General features: G+C 63.8%; 14 protein-coding genes. 7 read left to right on the forward strand and 7 right to left on the reverse strand.

Going from position 1 to position 18390, the window contains the following annotated elements:
- Positions 1–590: 590 nt before the first annotated feature.
- The 7 genes from istB to G6035_RS17990 all read right to left on the reverse strand — a co-directional run bounded on the left by istB (position 591) and on the right by G6035_RS17990 (position 8007).
- The gene (istB, locus tag G6035_RS17960; protein WP_176618475.1) at positions 591–1415 is read right to left on the reverse strand and encodes an IS21-like element helper ATPase IstB; all 825 of its coding nucleotides are present in this window, start codon (positions 1413–1415) and stop codon (positions 591–593) included.
- The gene (locus G6035_RS17965) at positions 1412–2464 is read right to left on the reverse strand and encodes a hypothetical protein (protein WP_176618476.1); all 1053 of its coding nucleotides are present in this window, start codon (positions 2462–2464) and stop codon (positions 1412–1414) included. Before G6035_RS17965 ends, istB begins: the two co-directional genes overlap by 4 nt.
- 124 nt (positions 2465–2588) lie before the next feature.
- Positions 2589–3608, reverse strand: a complete 1020-nt coding sequence (locus tag G6035_RS17970) for a tyrosine-type recombinase/integrase (protein ID WP_176618477.1) — start codon at positions 3606–3608, stop codon at positions 2589–2591.
- Positions 3595–4569, reverse strand: a complete 975-nt coding sequence (locus G6035_RS17975) for a tyrosine-type recombinase/integrase (protein ID WP_176618478.1) — start codon at positions 4567–4569, stop codon at positions 3595–3597. Before G6035_RS17975 ends, G6035_RS17970 begins: the two co-directional genes overlap by 14 nt.
- Positions 4566–5810, reverse strand: a complete 1245-nt coding sequence (locus G6035_RS17980; protein ID WP_176618479.1) for a tyrosine-type recombinase/integrase — start codon at positions 5808–5810, stop codon at positions 4566–4568. Before G6035_RS17980 ends, G6035_RS17975 begins: the two co-directional genes overlap by 4 nt.
- A 57-nt stretch (positions 5811–5867) precedes the next feature.
- Positions 5868–6686, reverse strand: coding sequence for a hypothetical protein (locus G6035_RS17985; RefSeq protein WP_256128099.1), 819 nt, complete (start codon positions 6684–6686; stop codon positions 5868–5870).
- Between the two features lie 337 nt (positions 6687–7023).
- Positions 7024–8007 carry a D-2-hydroxyacid dehydrogenase gene (locus tag G6035_RS17990; RefSeq protein WP_176618486.1) on the reverse strand — a complete coding sequence of 328 codons (984 nt, stop codon included), beginning with the start codon at positions 8005–8007 and terminating at the stop codon, positions 7024–7026.
- A gap of 81 nt (positions 8008–8088) precedes the next feature.
- Here G6035_RS17990 and G6035_RS17995 point away from each other — a divergent pair, with 81 nt between their 5' ends.
- From G6035_RS17995 to G6035_RS18025, 7 genes are all read left to right on the forward strand, one after another.
- On the forward strand, positions 8089–9366 hold the full coding sequence (locus tag G6035_RS17995) for an aspartate aminotransferase family protein (RefSeq protein ID WP_176618480.1): 1278 nt from the start codon (positions 8089–8091) through the stop codon (positions 9364–9366).
- Positions 9367–9374: 8 nt separating this feature from the next.
- Positions 9375–12452 (forward strand): FAD-binding and (Fe-S)-binding domain-containing protein, encoded by a 3078-nt coding sequence (locus G6035_RS18000; protein ID WP_176618481.1) that lies wholly within the window; start codon positions 9375–9377, stop codon positions 12450–12452.
- Entirely contained in the window at positions 12449–13942 is a 1494-nt protein-coding gene (locus tag G6035_RS18005) for an NAD-dependent succinate-semialdehyde dehydrogenase (protein ID WP_176618482.1), read from the forward strand. The genes G6035_RS18000 and G6035_RS18005 overlap by 4 nt, the downstream gene beginning before the upstream one ends.
- A gap of 171 nt (positions 13943–14113) precedes the next feature.
- Positions 14114–15529 carry an amidase gene (locus G6035_RS18010; RefSeq protein WP_176618483.1) on the forward strand — a complete coding sequence of 472 codons (1416 nt, stop codon included), beginning with the start codon at positions 14114–14116 and terminating at the stop codon, positions 15527–15529.
- 839 nt (positions 15530–16368) lie between these two features.
- Positions 16369–17130, forward strand: a complete 762-nt coding sequence (locus G6035_RS18015; protein ID WP_256128100.1) for an IS1595 family transposase — start codon at positions 16369–16371, stop codon at positions 17128–17130.
- 398 nt (positions 17131–17528) lie between these two features.
- Positions 17529–17798, forward strand: coding sequence for a hypothetical protein (locus tag G6035_RS18020; protein WP_176618484.1), 270 nt, complete (start codon positions 17529–17531; stop codon positions 17796–17798).
- Complete coding sequence (locus G6035_RS18025) at positions 17795–17968, forward strand: hypothetical protein (protein ID WP_176618485.1); 174 nt, start codon at positions 17795–17797, stop codon at positions 17966–17968. Before G6035_RS18020 ends, G6035_RS18025 begins: the two co-directional genes overlap by 4 nt.
- Positions 17969–18390 lie beyond the last annotated feature (422 nt).

The raw sequence follows: 18390 nt of genomic DNA on the forward strand, positions 1-18390 counted from the left end.
TGAGGGCCGCGAAGCCGGCGACTCCTCCACCCTCGCCGACAACACCGTCATGAACCAGATCTCGGACTCCCTGAAGAAATAGAACAGCCGCCGAAATCCTTGCGATGTATTCCTTGCAGCGACCTCCATCGGCCGCCCACTTCCGGAATACTAGTGGCCCCCCTGCCGCCTTAGGTCCCCGGCATTTTCAGGATCATAGGTGCATCAATCAACTCAAGTTCGCCCTTCAGGCTGTTGGTAGGCTGATTAAATACCCAATGAAGAAACGCACCATCCCTCGTGGCGCCACGCCGCAATAACCCGGATGAACAGCCTCGAAGCCAGTGGCCAAAAGTCGTGGGCGGCCAGCGGCGGCTGGCACCGTTCGCCCGTGACCTGGATTTTCAGTTCCTGCCCAGGGCAGCTTTTCGCGCACTGATAATGGATCGACCCTCGTCTGGACACTGGCCGCCAGCCCCGATGGAACGTTGACGTCTGGGCCCGTGGGCTGAATCATCTCCACCGTGAACTCGGCGGGATGGCCGACCCTTGTCGCTTGCCAGCGGGATGGGACCACCGCTTTGCCACGAGTATGGGACCACTCGTTAGTGTTATTTAGCATTGCGGGTCTCCTTGTTTTCGTCAAGGTTGGGGCGCTGGTTTCCGGTGTTGCGTTGGCGCCATGAGGGGCCTTCGATGACGAGGGTGTGGGCGCCTTGGGTGAGCCTGTCGATGGCTGATTGGGCCAGCAGGGTGTCGGCGGTCATGGCCATCCATTCGGCGGGTTCGCGGTTGGAGCTGATGATGGTGGATTTGCGACGGTGGCGTTCAACGACGATTTCGTAGAAGTCGTTCGTCTCGGTCGTGTCCAGTGGCTTGATGGCAAAGTCGTCCACGATGAGCATGTCCACGGTGGCGATGCGTCGCATTTCGGCCTCAAGGCTGTTGTCCAGGCGGGCGGCCCGCAGCCGGGTGAAGAGCTTGTCGGCGCGGGTGAAGTGCACGCTCATCCGCCGCCGGATCCCGGCGTGGCCCAGGGCGGTGGCGAGGTGGGTTTTGCCGACCCCAACCGGGCCGAGCAGGAGCACGGAGTGCCCGGCCTCGGCGAAGGCCAGGGTCGACAGGTCCGAGAGGAGCATCCGGTCGTAGCTCAGGTCCGCGGCGTCGTCCCAGCTTTCCAGGCGCATGGATGCGTCCAGTCCGGCCCGGGCGGCGCGCAGGGTTGCGGAGCGGGAGTCGCGGCGGGAGAGTTCATCGGCGAGCAGGAGTTCCAGGAACGCCGCGTGGCCCATCTTTTGCTGGCGGGCGAGCACGAGGCGTTCGGGCAGGGTGTCCTTGAGCCCGGAGAGTTTCAGGGCCCGCAGGATCCGTGAGAGGTCCGTGCTGACCGGGTCCACCGGCCCCGCCGGTATGGTCGTGGTGCTGGGCTGGTTCATCGTGCATCCTCCCGCGCTTCCGGCTGTAGCGTGTTTTCTGGTGTGTCGGGGTGGGAGAAGACCAGGTGCAGCTGCACGCCGCGGCCGTACCGGGGGCCGGCGCCGACCCCGACTGTCCCGGCGGTCCCTGAACTGGCGGCGGCACCGGTCCCCTCATTGGCCAGCCCGGTCCGCGTGGTGGCAATAGCGGTCCCAGCGTTGGCCACGCCGGTCCCAGCACTGGCAGCGCCGCCGGTCCCGCGGCTGGCCAGGGTGGTCCCCGCGCCGGCAGAACGTCCCGCCGCCGAGGGCCCGGCCGCGGCGTATTCGGACGGGTCGCGGGCGAAGCGCGCCGTCCCGGCCGCGACGGCGACCGGCATCAGGGCCGGGATGTTCTCGACGGCCTTGGCCAGCATCGAGTCGATCTTGCCCACGGCGACGACGTCCAGGTCCAGGGCCTTGGCGCACGCTGCCTCCACCGCGGCCGGCCCGTACTGGCGCACGAGGCCAATGAGCCGGTAGACGGCGCGCATCCTCGTCCAGGGCAGCGGGTCATCGAGGATCCGTTCGGCGTAGATGCCGATGTTTTCCCCGTGCCCTGCGCAGAGGCCGATCAGGTGGGTGATGTCCCGCAACGCGTAGGCGCTCTTGTGCTCGGGCAGGTCGGACGGATCGGTGGAGCGGGTCCCGGGCCGCATCCGCGGATGGGTCTTGATCAGCTGCCCGCGGTGGTAGATCTTCACCAGCTCGCTGTCGGCGCGCACGTCGACCTGGGAGCCGATGTAGTCCCCGGGCACCGAGTACAGGGCCTTGCCGATCTCGATGTGGTGGTCACGGTGGACCTTCGCTTCCTTGAACAAGGGCACGTCATAGTCTGCCGGGGCCGGCAGCAAGGCCGGGGCTTCCTCGGCGGTGAAGACCTCCGCCGGGCGCGCCTGGGTCGTGCCATGAATACGCATCCCGGCCTTTTCCTGGCACCAGAACACGGCCCGGGCCTGGGCATCCTCCAGATCGGCGAAGACCTCCCCGGCGAAGAAGTTCCCGCGCACATACTGCACCACCCGCTCCACGCGGGGTTTGTCCGTCTTATCCCGAATTCGGGATAAGATGGATTATTCCGAGGAATCCGTTATCCCGAGTCGTCGCCGTGATGCTTGTGTGGGCGCGGCCTCGGGTGGTTATTCCTCGGGATAACTATTTGAGTCCGGCGAGGCGGAGGATCAGGTCGTCGTCTCCTTTCCAGAGGGGTGCGAGGTCTGGAGTGGTGCCGGATGCTTTTTGGATGGCTTCACGCACCATCTGGTTGTCTGCCGAGGCGTAGATGCTGGTGGTGGCAATGTTCGCATGACCCAGGAATTCCTTGATGTGGGGCAGGGGCACGCCGGCGCGGAGCATCTGCATGGCGCGGGAGTGCCTGAGCTGGTGGGCATGAATCCGTTCCGGAATCTCGGGGCATTGATTCCGCGCGATGGCGGCGTGCTTGTTGAGCAGGTAGGCGACGTTGTCCTGGCTCATCGGCTGGTGCCGGCTTGTCCGGATGGTAAAGAAGAGCAGTGTTCCGGGGTCACGGGTGCCGGGGTGGAATATGTCCAGATACTGTTCGAGGTGGCGGCCGGTTTTGTCCATGAGGGGAAGCGTGCGTGTTTTTCGCCCTTTTCCGGTGAGTGTGACCTGTCCGCTTCCCGGCGTGGTGTTCACGTCGGCGAGGGTGAGGTCCAGGACTTCCTGAATGCGCGCTGCGGCGTCGAAGAGCAACAGGATCATGGTGGTATCGCGAAGCCCTTGCAGGGTTTGTTGCCCGGGCGCTCGGATCAGCGCGTCCACGGCGGCCATGCTCAACGCATCCGGCGCATGCTCCGGCGTTCGTGCTGGGCGGACCCTTTTGACGTCCAGCCAGACAGCGACGAGTGACGGTTCTTCCCCGGCGCAGTAGGAGAGGAAGGACTTGATGGCGGCCAGGCGTTGATTGGCCGTGGTGGCGCTCAGGTGCCGGGTATCCATGAGCCAGGCGATGAATTCCGACATGCTCTTGTAGGTGACCGCATCGAAGCCGACCTGCTCCAGTGTCAAATGCCGGGTTTCGGCAAGAAACTCCAACAAGGTGTTCAAAGCCGTCTTGTAGGAGCGGATCGTGTGTGGGCTGAGCCGTCGGGATCGTGGCAGATAGCTGGTCAGCCAGGTCCGGACCAGGGTGAAGAATTCACCGGATTTCATGGTGTGCCTCTGGGAACAGGGTTTCAATGGTGGTGTTGGCGATGCCGCGCAGCTCGGGGTGGAAGTCGGCCGCCAGGTGAAAGTAATACCAGGTGTCTTCGGTGTTGCTGTGGCCCAGATGCAGGCTCAAATAGGCGACGAGCGCTTCTGGGCTCCGTCCGGCACGCACCCACCGGTTGATCACTTCGATCACATGCGCATGCCGCAGGTCATAGATGCGCGGAGGCGAACCAGGACCGGCCGTGATGAGCGGACCAACAGTGGTCAGAAGCTCACGGAACCAGTAGTCCGGTGTGCCCTTGCTGTAAAAAACACCGTGATGGTTGGGGAAGAACGGTATCCGGCCCGGGTGGAAGGTGCTGATCGCGGCCTCATAGTGGCGGCAGTACTCCTGCAGGTCCGGGGAGAGGAACACCATCCGGTCCTTGTGTCCCTTGGACTCGCGGATCAGCACCGAACCCCGGGCAAGGTCGACATCGTTGCGGTGAAGCTTCCTTGCCTCGCCGGGTCGCAGGCCCAGGCAATAGATCATCCGGAACATTACTGGAATGATCAGTTGCCGTTGGCCACCAAACGGCGAAGCGTTGATCGCGTCGGCGGCATCGAAAAGTGCCCGCAACTCTTGGTGGGAGAAAATATGCGGCCGGTAGTGAACGTGCGGCCCGGGAATGCCGGCCGGGATGACGTAGGCAGCGGCTCCCATCGAGGCCATGTGCTTGGCGAGCTGCCGGATGGGGGTGATCCGTCGTATCTGGCCGTTGACGTGTTCCCCGGGCCGGCCCACCACCCAGGCCATCGCCATCTCGCGGGTCAGAGTGCCTTGCCTAGGAAAGTCCCGCGCACACATCGCATCGAATTTGCGCAGATGCCGCCCGGATTCTTCATAGGGCAACCCCAGCGCATGCTTGACTTCCAACAAGCCCTGGATATGAGGGGCCAAGCCACTGGCAAAGCGGTTCATGACAGTGTCCGGCCCGGTTCGATCCCCACGAAATCAAGACAGCATTCGCGCATGCGTTCATCATCGGCGCTGAGGTAATGCTTGGCCGAGGAAATGCCCCGGTGGCCGAGGGCCCCGGAGATCACGGGCAACGGCGTGTCGCCTTCGAGCATCCTGGTCGCCAAGGATGCCCTCAACACCCGAAAACCGCGCCCCCTATGGGGCTGGTCAGCGACTCCTGCCGTGGCAAAGGCCCGGGCCGCCACTTCATACAAGCTGCCAGACGATGCGAGGGCAATGTACGGGGCCTGTGCACGAAGGAACACATGCTCATCGTTGGCCCCGGTCGCCCTGTCGTGCAGCAGGTAGTCGGCGATGGCCTCGCCGACATCCGCCAACAACGGCAGCGCCAACACCGCACCGGTCTTATGCTGCGCCAAGGTGATGTGTCCTTGCCGCCAGTCGATGTCCTGCAGTCGCAGGGCAACAATGTCGACGGGGCGCAACCCGGTACGGGCACCCAGCAGCAGCATCGCCCGATCACGCCGCCCGACGACCTTGCTAGGGTCAGGCGAGTTCGTCAGCACATCAATCGTCTCAGTGGGCAATACGGAAACGTGCCTCACACGCCGTGAAACGATCCGCGGAACGGCCCGGACCAGGCCCGAGCAGCCTTGGGATTCTTCGAGAAATCGGCACAACACCCGAACAGCGGAGAGCACCGTCCTCATGCTGCCGGGCTGGTAACTATCGCCCAGCGATACCAACGCGGCAGCCACATCTGGGCCAGTCAAAGCAGCAGGGCCTGGGATTTTCCGTCCTTGCCACGACGCCAGCGTTCGGCGGCCAACCGTTGCATACAGGTCTTGTGTCGCCTGGGCAAGGCCTTGCTGGGTCAGCCATCCTTCGAAGTGCTCCTGGACCGGGCGAAACACTTGATCAAGCACATCATTCGGTCCGGCATGCTTTGAAAGCTTCCACTGATACGTGCCAGTTTCATTGACCTCTGACAACACAAGTGCCGTCTTACGCAAGAGCTTGTATTTCCACTCCTTGAACCGGCCCTCGCGAAGCGCCGTGGCCAGAAACTGCACATACAACACCAACGCGTCGCCCGTGAGCTCGGTAATGCCTTCTTCGGTGCAGAACACCTCGAACCGGTGCCACGCCCACCGATACTGCATCAGCGTCGACGGCGCATGATTGAGCTTGAGGACCTCGGTGTCAGCTTTCGCGATCAACTCGCCAATGTGGACCTTCATTTCTTCCTCACCTCCATGAGAAAACGAACAGGGGTGACTCAGAGTAGTCCCGGGTTGTTATCCCGAGTAAGACCTCGCAAAACCCGGCGGCGCAAAGGGATGATGGCGACGACTCGGGATAACGGATTCCTCGAAATAATCCGTCGGCGTCCTGACACGGGCGGCGTCGGTGGCGAACCCGGCATGGGCGGCGTAGTCCAGCCAGCCCGTGGAAAATCGCGGGTTCACCGGCTCCGCGGCCGTCACCACCGGCTTCATGTTGTCGGGAATCAGGACCTTGAAGACACCGCCAAAGAACGCCCACGCCATCTCGCACCCGGCAATCACCGCCGCCAGGGTCTGCGTGTAGGTCAGCGCGTGCACCTTCCGGTCCCGGCCCGTCTCGGCGTCGGTGATGGTGCCCATGTAGGCGAAGTCGATCTGGCACTCCATCCCGGGCTCGCCGTCGGCGACGCGCACCGTCGTCGTTTTGACCCGGTACCCGCACCGCTCCGTCGCGAAACGGTGCAGCGTCCGGTACGGCACCTGGCAGCCCTGGCGGGCCAGAAGTTCATGGACCTTCACCAGGGTCAGTGACCGGCCCGCCTTCCCCATCCCCGTCCCGGTCACCCAGGCCCGGATCTGCTCCTCATGCCCGGCCAGCGCCTCCCACGCCGGCCCGTGCCCGTTCGGCCGTGACGGGCGGACCGCGGCGACCACGGCCCCGACGAGCTCGTCAGTGACCGCGTCGGGCCCGGCGTCGCGTACCAGGCCCGCCGCCTCCGCAGCCTGCACATAGCGGCGTGCCGTTTTCCTATCCACCCCGGCCCGCTCGCCCACTGTGCGGAACCCCGCACCCTCCAGCCACGCCCGTAAAACTTCCCGAATCTCAACCACGCTGACCTCCCTGAAAACCATCCCCGTTGGCCTCCACGCCGAGAACACTGACGCGATGATCAAACAAGGAAGCGAAGAACTCCCCGGCGCAACACGCCGGACGGTCCCATGACTGGCTAAACAGGTGGTCCCATGAAGGTGGCAAAAAACGGGCTACAGCGGTCCCATCCTCCTGGCAGGCGACAACCCTTGCACGTGCTGCACCGCGTGTGTCCCCGCTGACCACATGCATCCTCCTGGGCCCTGGTTGATGGCATCGGCGCGGTAGCTGGCAAGCTGCTGTCAGGCGCCGAATCCGGGAAGAGAGCGGCCTGAATTTTCCCTGTAATTCTGCATACTAGCCGGTAGTGACGTAGCCGAGTTTCTTGTCCACCTTGTTGATGAGAGTCCCACTTGACAACCACAGGCCCAGGTTCGTTTCAAACTGCCCTGCCAGGGTGTCTCGCCATCCCACCACATCACCTGACATATGTGCGGAAACATGGACATTTCCCATGCTCCAAAACGGGTGGTCGGCGGGCAAAGGTTCCTCGTTGAAAACATCGAGCGAGGCTGCGGCAACCTGCCCTTCGTGAAGCGCTTGGAATAGCGCTTTCTCGTCCACAAGTGCGCCGCGCCCCACGTTGACAATATGCGCGGTGGGTTTCATGCGTGCAAGCACCTCCGCGCTGAGAATTCCACGAGTGTCTTCCGTCAATGGCGCGATGAGCACCAAATGGTCCGCCCAGCCGGCATACGCTGCCAACTCGGAGCTGGACACCACTTTGTTGAAGTCGGGATCTTCCTCCCGTACGGTCCGGCCCACTCCGAGCACGTCCATGCCGACGGCCTTCAGCAGCCTCGCCGTCGCCCTGCCTATCCCCCCAGTGCCAACGACGAGGGCGTTCTGCCCAGCCGTGCGCTGCACCTCACGGTGTTTCCATACGTTCTGCCGTTGAAGGTACTTGCTGACATGAATCTGCTTGTCGTGGGCGAGGATCGAGGCCAGGACAAATTCCGCGATGGGTCCGTCGAATGCTCCATGCGCATTGGTGACCAGCACACCAGACTGGCGCAGTTCATCGAAGAGCAGGCTGTCTACGCCAGCGGCCGCAACATGCACCCAGCGCAATGAATCGGCGTGATCCCACGCCTCGCGCAACGCCGTTGAAAAAAAATCCCACAGAAACAAGACCTGGGCGCCGGGAATGGCATCGGACAGGCCGGCCGCGTCCGTTATCACGAGCTCAGCCTGCCCCCCAAGGGCGTCAAGATTGTAGGGAGGGGCCACGTCCGGGGACGTAAGAATAACAACCTTGGGCCGCTTCGCTGTAGCCGGCATCTCGTTTGATTTGTTCACTCCTCCATTCTAAGTGCTTTGCCTATTGTTGACAATCATTCAATCTTTGGGAAGAATCGTGTCATGACTTCACTTAGCCCCCTCCTTAAGCAAGCAACTCCCCTTGTGGTTGACCGTGCACTCGGCAGCTGGATCTACGCCACCGACGGCAAGGCCTACCTTGACTTCACCACCGGAATTGGCGTCACCAGTACGGGCCATTGCCACCCGCGAGTGGTGGAAGCGGCCCGTGAGCAGGTGGGCAAGATCATCCATGCGCAGTACACCACCGTGATGCACAAGCCGCTGCTGGCACTGACGGAGAAGCTCGGGAAGGTCCTCCCGGAAGGGCTGGACTCGGTGTTTTACGCAAACTCCGGTTCCGAGGCCGTTGAGGCCGCCATCCGCCTCGCGCGCATGGCCACCGGCCGCCCGAACATTGTCGTTTTCCAGGGTGGCTTCCACGGACGCACCGTTGCCGCAGCGTCGCTGACCACAGCTGGCACCCGCTTCTCGGCCGGCTTCGCCCCGCTGATGGCCGGCGTCCACATGTCCGCCTTCCCCTACGCCTACCGATATGGCTGGGACGAGCCCACAACAGTCGCCTTCGCCCTGCAGGAACTCGACTACCTGCTCCAGACCCGGACCGCCCCCAATGACACCGCCGCGTTCCTGATCGAGCCGGCCCTTGGCGACGGCGGCTACATTCCCACCCCTCCTGCCTTCCTCGAAGGGCTTCGTGAACGCGCAGACCGCTACGGAATTCAGCTCATTTTCGACGAGGTGCAAGCCGGCGTGGGGCGTATGGGCAAGTTCTGGGGCCATCAGTTCTCAACCGCGACGCCGGACATCATCATTACGGCCAAGGGCATCGCTTCCGGCTTCCCGATCTCGGCCATTGCCGCCTCCACCGCGACCATGTCCAAGGGATGGCCGGGGTCCCAGGGCGGAACCTACGGGGGCAACGCCGTCTCCGCCGCCGCCGGAGTCGCCACGCTGGACGTGGTCAAGGAGGAAGGTCTCGTGGAGAACTCCCGTATTCGCGGCGAGCAGCTGCAGGCGGGCCTGAAAGAAATCCAGTCGCGCTTCCCAGTGATCGGCGATGTCCGCGGCCACGGCTTGATGGTGGGCATCGAATTCACGGCAGCGGACGGCAGCCCTGACGCCGCAACTGCCGGCGCCGTCCAGCAGGCTACGACGGAGCAGGGCCTGCTGACCCTGACCTGCGGTCCGTCCGGCAACGTGGTCCGGCTGATCCCTGCGCTGGTCGTCACAGCCGAGGAAATCTCGACCGGTCTGGACCGCTTCGAGGCCGCTGTGGGGGCCGTCGTCGGCGCTGTTCCGGCTGCGGCAGGGGTCTGATCCTTCCCATGACTGACGCCGTTCATTCCCTGACAGGATCAGGCCCGGCACTGGACACCGCTGGCCTTCCCGGGCCCGGGGCGGCGGCTGAGCCGGCTGTCCTGGCACGGCTGGCGGCGGCCGGGGTGTCCGTGGACAGTTCCCCCCGCCGCTTGGCTGAATACTCCTACGACGCCTCCAACTACCGGGTGCCACCGCTGGCCGTGGTGTTCCCACGAACTGTTGAGGATGTCGTGGCTGCTGTTTCGGCCTGCCGTGAAACCGCGACACCACTGATCAGCCGCGGCGGCGGGACCTCCATGGCCGGAAATGCCGTGGGGCCCGGCGTCGTCCTGGATTTCTCCCGCCACATGAACAATATCCACGGTATCGACGAGGTGGCCGGAACCGCATCCGTGGACCCTGGCGTCGTGCTTGCCGCGCTCTCGCGCACCGTGGAGCAGGCTACCAGTGGCCGCCACACGTTCGCCCCTGACCCGTCCTCCAAAAGCCGCGCCACCATCGGCGGCTCACTGGGCAACGACGCCTGCGGGAATCATTCGGTCCGATATGGGCGCACCTCCGACCATGTGGCGGAAATCGACGTCGTCACTTCCGACGGAGCCCGGCTTACCGCGACTGCTACAGGGCTGGTCGCCACCGATCCCGGAGACACGGGGTCGGTGGCGCGCGCAGCGGCCCTGACCACCGCACTTAAGAACCTCGCGCACGCCCATCTGCTCGAGTTTCGCACCGAACTCGAGCAGATCCAGAGGCAGGTCTCGGGCTACCATTTGGCCCACCTGCTACCGGAACGCCGCTTCAATGTGGCCCGCGCCCTGGCGGGTTCCGAGGGGACCTGCGCCATCATCGTGGGCGCACGAATGAAGCTCGTACCCAAACCAGCCAGTGCGCTGCTGGTGTGTCTGGGCTATGCGGACGTGGTGGAGGCCGCCCGGGACATCGAGACCATTCTGGAGTTTTCGCCGGCTGCTGTGGAAGGCATGGACGAGGCCATTGTGGACACCATGAAGTTCCGCCGCGGCGACGCGTCCGTGATGGGCCTGCCGGAGGGCAAGGCCTGGCTGTATGTCGATCTCGACGGGGACAACCCAACCGAAGTCCATGAGGCCGCAGAACGGATGCTTGCACGCCTGAGGGACAATGGCCGGCTGGTGGACGGGCGCACCGTTCCCGACACGGCGGAACAGGTGTCCCTCTGGCGCGTCCGCGAAGACGGCGCCGGACTCTCCGCAAGGCTCTCCACAGGAGGCGAATCCTGGCCCGGCTGGGAGGACTCCGCCGTCGCGCCCGCGCGGCTGGCCGACTACCTCGCCGACTTTCGCGAGCTTCTGGCCCGCCACAGTCTCAAGGGTGTCATGTATGGCCACTTTGGGGCCGGGTGCATGCACATCCGCATCACGTACGATTTGCGTACCGACGCCGGCCGCGCCGTCTTCCGCCGTTTCACCAGGGAGGCCGCAGAGCTCGTCGTCCATCACGGCGGCTCACTCTCCGGTGAGCATGGCGACGGGCGGGCCCGCTCCGAGCTTCTGCCGGTGATGTACTCGCCGCAAATGCTGGATGCCTTCACCTCATACCGGCGCACCTGGGATCCTGTGGGCATCCTCAACCCGGGGTCCCTTACGGAACCCGACCCGATGGACGCCAATCTTGCCCTTGCAGGGGTTCCGCAGCGGCAGTGGCGGACCAGCTTCGACCTGCACCCCCATGGGCCGGCGGTGGAACAAAACGCGGCGCCGCAATCCCCCGGCGCGATAGATTCATGGGTCCATGCACTCCAAAAGTGCATTGGGGTGGGTCGGTGCCGCTCGGATGCCGGCGGCGTGATGTGCCCGAGCTACCGCGCCACCAAGGACGAGAAGGATTCCACGCGAGGGCGTGCCCGCGTGCTCCAGGACATGGTTCGCGGGGCACGCACGGTGGAGGAAGGCTGGAAGTCCGAGGAGGTTCGCGAGGCACTAGACCTATGTCTTTCGTGCAAAGCGTGCTCCACCGATTGCCCTACTGGCGTTGACATGGCCACCTACAAATCCGAGTTCTTCTCCCACTATTACGAGGGAAAGCGCCGCCCGCTCTCTCACTTTTCGCTTGGCTGGCTGCCGCGCTGGCTCAAGATCACCGGTCGGATCGCCCCGTTGGTCAACGCAGCGATGTCCACACCGCTGGCCAAGGCCGCCTCTGCGATTGGGGGCCTCACCACCAAGCGGGCACTTCCGCGCTTTGCCGGGGCGAACGAGTGGCGCCGGGAAGTTGCGGCGGCCGGCGTCGGCCCCGTGCGTCGGTGTGACGAAGGCAGCGGCGTCGGCGTGGTCCTGTTTGTGGACACGTTCACCCGGGGCTTCCGGCCAAAAGTGGCAGGCGCCGTGGCCCGCGTCCTGACTGCAACCGGCGCACCCGCGGAGTGCTCCGCGGACGCCTGCTGTGGACTGACTTGGATTTCCACCGGGCAGCTGGACACTGCCAAGAAACTCCTGGCCAACGCCGCCGCCACCCTTGACGACGGAACGGACCGCCCCATCGTGGTCGTGGAACCCAGCTGCGCCGCCGCACTTCGCAAGGACCTTCCCGAATTGGTCCACACGGAGCAGGCGCGCCGGGTCGCAGGCCGGGTGCGCAGTTTTGCCTCCCACATTGAGGAGCTAACGAAATCCGGCTGGAAACCAGCCCCGGCCCGGCCCCTGCCCGAGCAGGTGGTGGTGCAATCGCACTGCCACGAATACTCCGTCTTCGGCTCGGGCGTCCAGCGTACGGCACTCCAGGCGGTGGGTGTCGCCAACGTCGTCGAGGCCACGGGCTGCTGCGGCGTCGCCGGAAACTTCGGCTTTGAAAAAGAACATTTTGACATCAGCATGCAAGTGGCCGAACAGGCACTTGCGCCGGCCCTGCGCCAGGCGGAGGTCGGCGCAGCGGTGCTCACCGACGGCTTTTCCTGCGCCATGCAGGTTCAGCAGCTCGATGCCTCCAGGGTGAGCCTGCATCTGGCCGAACTGCTCGACCCTGGCAAACCACAGCAGTACCCACCCTCCGGCCGTGGCAGCAAGCCACTGCCCCAGAACCAAGCACAAGAAAAGGATCCCTCATGAGCATTCAGGCAACCGCGAACTCCCGAACCTCCCAGCAGGCGCTGGACGCCGTCGCGATGGTCAGCACCAATCTGTTCGTCGACGGCGAATGGACCGAAGCTGCTTCGGGCGCGCGGTTCGACGTCATCAACCCCGCCACCGAGGAAGTCATCGCCACCGTCGCGGACGGCGGCCCTGAGGATGCGCGCCGGGCGATCGAAACGGCCGGACGGGTGCAGAAGCAGTGGGCAAAAACTGCGCCCAGGATGCGCAGTGAGATCCTGCGCCGCGCCTTCGACCTGATCATGGCCAGGCAGGATGAGTTGGCCATGATCATGACCACGGAAATGGGTAAGCCCCTCGCCGAGGCCAAAGGCGAGGTAGCCTATGCCGCAGAGTTTTTCCGTTGGTTCTCCGAGGAAGCCATGCGCATCGGCGGTGACGTGACCACCACCGGCGACGGTAAGAACCGCATACTCGTTTCCAAGGAACCGGTGGGTCCGTGCGTCCTGGTAACGCCCTGGAACTTCCCCCTGGCCATGGGCACCAGGAAGATCGGTCCGGCCATCGCCGCCGGCTGCACCATGGTCTTCAAACCGGCCAATCTCACGCCTCTGTCCTCCCTGGCGCTGGTGGACATCCTGATCGAGGCTGGCCTGCCCAAGGGCGTGTTGAACGTCGTCACGACCACCAATGCCTCCGAAGTAGTTACCGCGTGGATGGAAAGCGGTATCGCGCGCAAGGTCAGTTTCACCGGATCCACCGGAGTTGGCGTCCGGCTGCTGGAGCAGGCGGCCAAGAATGTCATGCGCTCCTCCATGGAACTGGGCGGAAACGCTCCCCTCATAGTCTTTGAGGATGCCGACCTGGACCGGGCCGTGGAAGGTGCCTTCGCCGCGAAGATGAGGAACATGGGCGAGGCGTGCACCGCGGCCAACCGCATCTTCGTCCAGCGATCGGTAGCCGCAGACTTCTCGAGCAGGCTCGCCAAACGTCTCGGCACGTTGACAGTAGGCGACGGTGCACTGGCTGGCACCGATGTCGGACCACTCGTGGAGGCGAAGGCACTAAAAAAGGTCCAGGAGCTTGTCGACGACGCCGTTGCCAAGGGCGCCACCGTGGTCTGCGGCGGGTCCCGACCAGAGCGCAGCGGCTACTTCTACTCCCCCACGGTGCTTTCCGATGTCAGCCCGGATGCGGCCCTGATGAGCGAGGAAATCTTCGGTCCGGTGGCCCCCATCGTGCCCTTTGACACCGAAGAGGAAGTCATCCGGTTGGCCAACGACACCCCGTGGGGTCTGGCAGGCTACCTCTTCACCCAGGACCTCGACCGTGCTTTCCGCGTGGGCGACGAACTCGAAGTTGGCATGGTGGGCTTGAACACCGGCATAGTATCCAACCCCGCGGCCCCCTTCGGGGGTATCAAGGCTTCGGGTCTGGGTCGTGAAGGTGGACGCGTGGGCTTGGACGAATTCCTGGAGCTCAAGTACATGTCCATCCCCCGCACCTAGAGTATTAATTTTAGGGAAATCGGTCTCGGAAAATACGAATACGGCAGCTTCCAGAAACACAGGGGCACGCAGCCGATAGACTGCCTGCCCCTTGGTGATCTACCGCCCTCCCCGACCAACACAACCAAGCGAACCCGGGTCTGGAGCGGACCCCAGTAGGAGGATAAGCAGATGAGCGATCTAACCGAACTGACGGCTGTTGAGCTGTTGGGAGGATACAGGGACGGCACCGTCTCGCCCGTGGACGCCACCCAGGCTGCCCTGGATGCCATCGATACGGACAACAACGAGGTCAACGCCTTTGTTTCCATTAAGGCCGACAGCGCATTGCGGGAAGCCCGCGCCTCGGAAGCCCGATGGCGCATTGGCCAGCCCTTGGGGCCAGGCGACGGCGTGCCCACTTCGATCAAAGACATCTTTTACACCAGGGGCTGGCCTACGTTGCGCGGCACCAACCTCATCAATCCGGATTCAGTGTGGGACCAGGATGCGCCGTGCGTAGCGAGGCTACGGGAAACGGGTGCAGTGCTGCTTGGAAAGACGACAACCCCCGAGTTCGCGTGGAAGGGTGTGACGGATTCTCTCCGTTACGGATCCACGGGCAACCCGAGGGCCCAGGGTCTGACATCCGGCGGCTCTAGCGGCGGCAGTGCCACAGCCGTAGGACTCGGCATGGGGCCATGGTCGGTGGGAACTGACGGGGGCGGCTCGGTCCGTATCCCTGCGGCATTCACCGGGACGGTGGCCATCAAACCCACTTATGGTTTGGTTCCCATGTTCCCCGCCAGCCCGTTCGGAACCCTCGCCCACGCCGGACCCATGACCCGCACAGTTGCTGACGCGGCCCTGCTGCTGGATGTCATCACGGGCTTCGACTCTCGCGACTGGTCAGCTCTCCCGACGCCGGCCGGTTCCTTCCTCGACGGCCTCAATGACGGCGTCCGGGGCATGCGCATCGCGTTCTCACCCACTCTTGGCTTCGGCACCAACGACCCTGAGATCGAGCGGCTGGTCCGTTCGGCCGCCGAGGTGCTCGCCGAAGCCGGCGCCATCATCGAGGAAGTGGACCCAGGCATCCAAGATCCCGTTGAGGCCTTTCATATTCTGTGGTTTGCCGGCGCGGCCAAGGTGCTCGAAGCCTATGGTCCTAAGGCGATTAGTCAGGTGGATCCAGGGCTGCGCCGTTCCATCGAGGATCAGGGCGAAATCAGCACCTCCGACTTCCTCGGCGCCACCGCCGCCAGGATGGACTTGGGCGTCAAAATGGGACGGTTCCACGAAACCTACGACTTGCTCCTGACGCCCACCCTTCCCATCGCTGCCTTCCCCCGGGACCGCGACGCCCCAGAGGGCTGGCATTCGCCGAACTGGACCAGCTGGACGCCCTATACCTACCCCTTTAACATGACGCAGCAGCCCGCGGTCAGCGTTCCCTGCGGTTTCACAGAGGCCGGCCTCCCAGCAGGCCTGCAGATCATCGGACCGCGGCATGCCGACCACAAGGTTCTCCGGGCGGCACAGACATATGAGAAGGCAGCCGCCTGGGGCACAGAACGACCCGCGCACATTACAGCACGCCGCGGCTGATAAGCAAGAGTTCCTTATCAAGATGGCAAGTGTGGGCGGTCCAGGACTGGTGTGTGCTGGACAGCCCTTTTCGGAACTTTCGGGGTATCGCCCGGGCGGCGGGCGGGCGTGGAGCATTCGACCGAGCTGGCAAGCAATCCGCGGGCAGCTCCTGTGGGACCGCTGCGTCGCACGACCAGCACGCGCCCGGCCGCCAATTCACCGGCGAAGGCGACGTTCGACCATGCCCTGCAGTTCAGGCCGGGCCTCAAAGTGTTCACAGGCGCAGAATCGATGGTTGCCCCGATGGCCGCGAACAAGGTCGGTTGCTTCTCAGCGTACGCGCACATAATCCTTGAACTTGCGAGGAGGGGCGACGTACTGCCAGAGTGCCTCCAACAGCACAGCAGGGATGAAGGGTCCGCTCCTGGTTTTAGCTGTAGATGCGTTGGCTCTTTCCCCGGGTTCCCCCGGATTCCGGGCAAAGGATCACTTTTGTGCCAATATTTGTAGGCACCATATTCGCTGCGGCTTCTCTTCATTTTCGTGATAAATGTACTTGTTCGTATCCGGGTGGCTCAGGTGTAGTTTCGGGTCATGGCACGTCCGGACTTTCCGCGGTCGATTCGGCAGTTTCAGTCGAAGTCCGGGGGCGAACCGTCCTTCCTGGAACATTTTTTGCCTGCCGCTGGACGGAGGGGTCTGTTTGCCCACGGTGCCAGGGGCGTCGGGGCTGGCCCCTGTCAACGCGGACTCCTTCGGAATGTGCTGGCTGCCACTGCCAAACCTCGCTCACGGCCGGGACGGTGCTGCACAAGAACCATCTTCCACTCCAGGACTGGTTTTGGGCGGCTTACCTGATGACGACCAGCACGCCCGGGATCTCCGCGGTGCAGCTGCAGCGCCTGCACGGGCTCAGCCGCTACGAGAGCGCATGGACGATGCAGCACAGGCTGCGCCGGGCCATGGTCAACCCTGAGCGCACCCTGCTGACGGGCGAGGTCGAGGTTGATGAATGCGAGGTCGGCGGGGTTGAAAAGGGCCGCAGCGGCGGGCGCAGCCGGCTTGCCAAGGCGGCCCATGTTGTTCTTGCCGTTGAGGTCCGAGGCCGGGGCTCCGGGCGGATCCGCATGCAGGTCATCCCGGATGCGTCAGGACCGACCTTGTACAACTTCGTTCGTGACACCGTGGCACCTGGAGCGGTTGTCTACACGGATGGATGGGGTCCGTATGTCCTGCTCGCGAAGAAGGGCTACGAGCATCGGCCGCGCTCCCAAAGGGCCGCCAAACGCACCGGTGACACGGAACCTGTCCTGCCGCGTGTGCACAGGGCCATCAGCAACTTCACGTCCCGTTTGCGAGGCACCCACCGGCTCGTGGGCAATGAACATCTGCAGGCCTTGACAGTTCGCCTTTCGCCACAATGGCCGGCCCTCACCCCACCCGTGTCAGTCTTCCAAAGCCTGCTCGGGCTCGAGCCGCACCGTAACCCCACAACTTTCCGGGAAATCGTGGCACAAGGGCTCGGAACCACCCGCAGAACCTGGGCCAAACGGATACGCTCGAATGTGCTTATTAGCTGGGCACGGCGAAGGTGGCACCCGCGATGCATGCAGCCGTGAATCCATCCCGCCGAAGGAACAAGTCCGAGGTGGAAGTTGAGTACCGATCGGTGCTGCTGCGCCGCTCGTAGCGTGAAGACAGGTAAATCAAGCATGAAGCCATGGCAAACCTGTCCGCACTCCCGGCTGTGTCGGTGGAGACATTGCGGGCTTCCCCGGCTTGCAAACCACCCGTTCCCCGCACCACGGCCACATCCACGGCCGCCGCGCCAAGGCCGGGGCTCGGGTTTGAATCCCTGCGGGACTGGCCCGCCAGTACCGGGACCCGATCATGGCCCTGCTCGCAGCAGCCTGGACCTGTGCCCCGTCCTCGAAGCTGGGGAACCGGTCCTGGCACGCCGACACCAGTCCGGGCCACGGCGTGGGCCCTGTGACCGGCAGAGGACCATTGAAAAGAGATGGCCCGCATCTACCTGCTCCCCGAGGTAAACGCGCGGAACCTGACACTATTGGACCTTTCATCCTCCTGGGCGACCGGCATTCACAACCCCTGGCGGTGCACGGATATTCCAAGGACAAGAACGTTTCACGGAACAGATCGACTGGGGAAACTCGCCACCCGCGCCGGCATCCCCTTCGCCGCCAAGATTCAAGTCCTGGCCAAGGGCGCTGACATGGTCACGGTGGGTGACCGGGTCATGCACCCCTCACCCAAATCACGGCATTGAAGAAAGCCACCCTGGGCTGGGTCGGTCTTCTGCGGAACACTGTCATCGAAGCCGTCGCTGAAGACCGCAGCCCCTTGCAAATGAGCTTGTGCGCTGAGTGGAACCTGGTCGAGATCACCCACCCGGCCTTTCCCGAGGGAGCCGTCCAAAACCAAACGAAAAAGCAGTGAACCCGCGCCGGTTCAAGGACGCCGCCAAAACCGCGCTGCGGTTCGGGAAACCTTGGGGAAAGACAACATGGGCCAACACTTCACCTTGGCCATCACAGGCATCACACTTTTCTAGGGACGTAACCCGGATACCATGCGGAGAAGATTTTCAATACCCTCAAGTCCAGGGACGTGCAGATCCGCCCGAACAACCCCAACACCGAGACACGCACCCGCTCCTACGAGTTCCTGCGCATGCTCGCCAGCTACCTGACCCGGCATCTGCACGCCCCCTAGCACCCCTGACATTCACCGACGAGTACTGCCCCATTCCCGAAGAAGCCCTCATGCCCATGCAGCGCTCCACCGCCGCGGCACGCAAAGCCAGCGTGCTGGTCCGAAACCACGCAACCACCAGCAGAAAGTAGCCAGACACGAAAGAA

Origin of the sequence: Arthrobacter sp. SDTb3-6, from assembly GCF_013376095.1 — a bacterium.
GTDB lineage: Bacteria > Actinomycetota > Actinomycetes > Actinomycetales > Micrococcaceae > Specibacter.

Excerpts from the sequence above, each read along its gene's own strand:
- G6035_RS18015 (WP_256128100.1), top strand. The coding sequence starts at position 16,369 with ATGACGACCAGCACGCCCGGGATCTCCGCGGTGCAGCTGCAGCGCCTG.
- G6035_RS17990 (WP_176618486.1), bottom strand. The coding sequence starts at position 8,007 with ATGCCGGCTACAGCGAAGCGGCCCAAGGTTGTTATTCTTACGTCCCCG.
- G6035_RS18000 (WP_176618481.1), top strand. The coding sequence starts at position 9,375 with ATGACTGACGCCGTTCATTCCCTGACAGGATCAGGCCCGGCACTGGAC.
- istB (WP_176618475.1), bottom strand. The coding sequence starts at position 1,415 with ATGAACCAGCCCAGCACCACGACCATACCGGCGGGGCCGGTGGACCCG.
- G6035_RS17995 (WP_176618480.1), top strand. The coding sequence starts at position 8,089 with ATGACTTCACTTAGCCCCCTCCTTAAGCAAGCAACTCCCCTTGTGGTT.
- G6035_RS18010 (WP_176618483.1), top strand. The coding sequence starts at position 14,114 with ATGAGCGATCTAACCGAACTGACGGCTGTTGAGCTGTTGGGAGGATAC.
- G6035_RS17970 (WP_176618477.1), bottom strand. The coding sequence starts at position 3,608 with ATGAAATCCGGTGAATTCTTCACCCTGGTCCGGACCTGGCTGACCAGC.
- G6035_RS17980 (WP_176618479.1), bottom strand. The coding sequence starts at position 5,810 with ATGAAGGTCCACATTGGCGAGTTGATCGCGAAAGCTGACACCGAGGTC.
- G6035_RS18005 (WP_176618482.1), top strand. The coding sequence starts at position 12,449 with ATGAGCATTCAGGCAACCGCGAACTCCCGAACCTCCCAGCAGGCGCTG.
- G6035_RS18020 (WP_176618484.1), top strand. The coding sequence starts at position 17,529 with ATGGCCCGCATCTACCTGCTCCCCGAGGTAAACGCGCGGAACCTGACA.
- G6035_RS17975 (WP_176618478.1), bottom strand. The coding sequence starts at position 4,569 with ATGAACCGCTTTGCCAGTGGCTTGGCCCCTCATATCCAGGGCTTGTTG.